The sequence below is a fragment of the Streptomyces katrae genome (genome assembly GCF_000966975.1).
Classification (GTDB): Bacteria; Actinomycetota; Actinomycetes; order Streptomycetales; family Streptomycetaceae; genus Streptomyces; species Streptomyces katrae.
This window is the reverse complement of the sequence record NZ_JZWV01001348.1, coordinates 1-2,721: the sequence shown is the minus strand read 5'-3', so window position 1 is coordinate 2,721 and position 2,721 is coordinate 1. Positions and strand designations below refer to the sequence as shown.

Annotated in this window: 3 protein-coding genes; 2 read left to right on the top strand and 1 reads right to left on the bottom strand. The window is 72.7% G+C overall.

Annotated features, from left to right (window positions below; all coding sequences use genetic code 11):
* Positions 1-127: 127 nt before the first annotated feature.
* Positions 128-730, bottom strand: a complete 603-nt coding sequence (locus tag VR44_RS37080) for a CAP domain-containing protein (RefSeq protein ID WP_245692819.1) — start codon at positions 728-730, stop codon at positions 128-130.
* 284 nt (positions 731-1,014) lie between these two features.
* Here VR44_RS37080 and VR44_RS37075 point away from each other — a divergent pair, with 284 nt between their 5' ends.
* Together VR44_RS37075 and VR44_RS37070 are read left to right on the top strand one after the other, a co-directional pair.
* Positions 1,015-2,382 carry an MFS transporter gene (locus VR44_RS37075; protein ID WP_045952070.1) on the top strand — a complete coding sequence of 456 codons (1,368 nt, stop codon included), beginning with the start codon at positions 1,015-1,017 and terminating at the stop codon, positions 2,380-2,382.
* A gap of 42 nt (positions 2,383-2,424) precedes the next feature.
* On the top strand, positions 2,425-2,721 hold a 297-nt coding region (locus tag VR44_RS37070; RefSeq protein ID WP_045952069.1), incomplete at its 3' end, for a response regulator.

Below are 2,721 nucleotides of genomic sequence, written 5' to 3'. Positions count from 1 at the left end.
CTCCTCGCCAGTGCCGGTCGGCCCCGCTGTCGGTGGCGGCGCCACATGTCCAGCTTTGCCCATCCGGACGGCCCGCGCACCCGCGGGGCGCGGGGCCGTCGCGTCAGGTTCTGTCTCCTCGCCGCCGTCACTGCTGGCAGCGCCCGAAGGTCACCACGTAGGTACCGGCCCCGCTCGCACCGGCTCCGGCCCGGTCGGCCGCGCCGGCCTGGGCCCAGCTGCCGTACTCGCGCAGCGAGCCGTCCAGGATGATGCTGCGGTGGGTGGGGCTGTTCATCCACCAGGTGACGGCGGCCTTCGGGGTGCCCGATCCGCCCCAGCCGGTGTAGGTGATCTCGGAGACCGCCCAGGACCGGGGATTCTGGCAGTAGCCGGCCGCCTTGATGCGGCTCTGCGGGGTGGAGCCGGTCTGCGGGTTGGTGTGCGAGTCCTTCCCGGGTCCCCACCACTTCAGCTGCACGGCCGCGGCGGTGTGCTGCTGGGCAGCCGCCGTCAGGGACGGGTTGCTGGTCAGGGGCTGCAGTCCGCGCTGCGTGCGCTCGGCGTTGATGAGGCACGCGACGGCCAGCCGCGCGGCGTCGCCGCCTGCGGCCGGGGGGCTCCCGGAGGCGGCGGGGTCGCAGTACGCCGCCGACGCGGGCGCGGCCGTCACCGGCAGCAGGGTGAGGGCGAGGCATCCGGCCGTCGCGAGGCTGAGCGCGATACGGGTCGGTGAAAGGGGTCTTCTCACGGGGTCCCACCTCCTGCGGTACACGACAGGAACCAGGCATCGGCCATCAGGTGTGCCGATCGGTACGGAGGCGCCCCAGCGCTGTGGCTTTCCCGTCCCAGCCTGCCATCGGCCCCCGCTGATCGCCACGCGGAGGCGGTGGCGGTCACGCCGTTTTCTTAGCGGAACGTTAGATCTGGGTGGCGGCCCTTGTCCGGGTGCGGCGGTGGCTCCAGGCTGGGCACTCCCCCGCATCCGGGGCGTCACCCACCCCTCCCCATCAGGGACTTCCCTCTGGAGCCGCCATGTCCTCGTCCGCCGTCACGCTCGGTCCGCCGCCCGGGGACGAGCGCCGCAGGCGCCGTCTCGCACTCGTCGGCGGGTCGCTCGGGAACCTGGTGGAGTGGTACGACTGGTTCGTCTACGCCAGCTTCGCCATCTACTTCGCCGATTCCTTCTTCCCGAACGACAACCCGACGACCCAGCTGATGAACACGGCCGGCATCTTCGCCGTCGGGTTCCTGATGCGCCCGGTCGGCGGGTGGGTCCTGGGGCGGGCCGCCGACCGGCACGGCCGCAAGAGCGCGCTCACGCTGACCGTCACCATGATGTCGGTGGCCGCCCTGCTGATCGCCGTCGCCCCGACCTACGGGCAGGCCGGGTACTTCGGGGCCGTGGTGCTGCTGCTGGCCCGGCTGCTCCAGGGGATGAGCATCGGCGGGGAGTACGCGGCCAGCGCCACGTACCTGACCGAGGCCTCGGCGCGGAACCGGCGCGGGCTGGGCTCCTCGTTCCAGTACGTGTCCATGACCTGCGGTCAGCTGCTCGGCCTGGGCATCCTGATCACGATGCAGCACACGCTGACCAAGCAGCAGCTGGGCAGCTGGGGATGGCGGGTCCCGTTCGTGCTCGGGGCGGTGTTCGCGGTCGTGGTGTTCTGGCTGCGGCGGCGCCTGCAGGAGACCGACGCGTTCAAGGAGGGCGGCGCCCACGACGACAGCGCGCGCGGCTCGCTCAGGGCGCTGTGGGAACACCGCCGCCAGGCGGGGCTGGTCATGGCGCTCACCCTCGGCGGCACGGTCGCGTACTACACCTACACCACCTACCTCACCAAGTACCTGGTCGGCAGCGCGGGCATGGCCAAGAACACGGCCACGCTGGTGAGTTTCACCGCCCTGGCCGTCTTCGCGGTGCTCCAGCCCTTCGCCGGGATGCTGTCCGACCGGATCGGCCGGCGCCCCCTGCTGATCACCTTCGCGGTGGGCTGCACCGTCGGCACCTACCCGATCATGACGGCGCTCGGCTCGGCGTCCTCGTACTGGTCCGCGCTCGGCCTGTCCCTGCTGGCCCTGGTGATCGTCACCGGCTACACCTCCATCAACGCGGCGGTGAAGGCGGAGCTGTTCCCCACCCGGGTGCGGGCGCTGGGCGTGGCGCTGCCGTACGCGGTGGCCAATGCGCTCTTCGGCGGCACCGCGGAGTACGTGGCGCTGTGGTTCAAGAACGGCGGTCACGAGAAGGCGTTCTTCTGGTACGTGTCCGGGTGCGCCCTCGTCTCGCTGGTGACGTACGTCCTGATGCCGGACACGCGTGACGCGGCGCTCAGCCGCGCCGAGGAGGAAGCGGGGGCACGGTCGGAGGCGGCGCCGGCCGGCGCGGGGGCGGCGCGATAGGCTGCCGGCCGGTTCAGGGGTCCGGGGTGCGGGGAGGTGGCGGTGCACGCGCTGCTGGTCGAGGACGACGACCGCATGGCCCGGGCCCTGGGCACCGCCCTGGCCCAGCGGGGGCACACGGTGCGCCGGGTGAGCCGGGCGCTGGACGCCCTGCGGTACGTCCACGAGGCCGGGTTCGTCCTGCTCGACCTGGGCCTGCCCGACCTCGACGGGCTGGAGCTGCTGCGGCGGCTGCGCACCGTCTGCGACGCGCCGCTGATCGTGGTGACCGCCCGCTGCGAGGAGCGGGACGTCGTGCAGGGGCTGCGGGCGGGCGCCGACGACTACGTGGTCAAGCCG

Bases quoted from the DNA above. Each gene is read 5' to 3' on its own strand.
- VR44_RS37075 (WP_045952070.1), top strand. From the start codon at position 1,015: ATGTCCTCGTCCGCCGTCACGCTCGGTCCGCCGCCCGGGGACGAGCGC.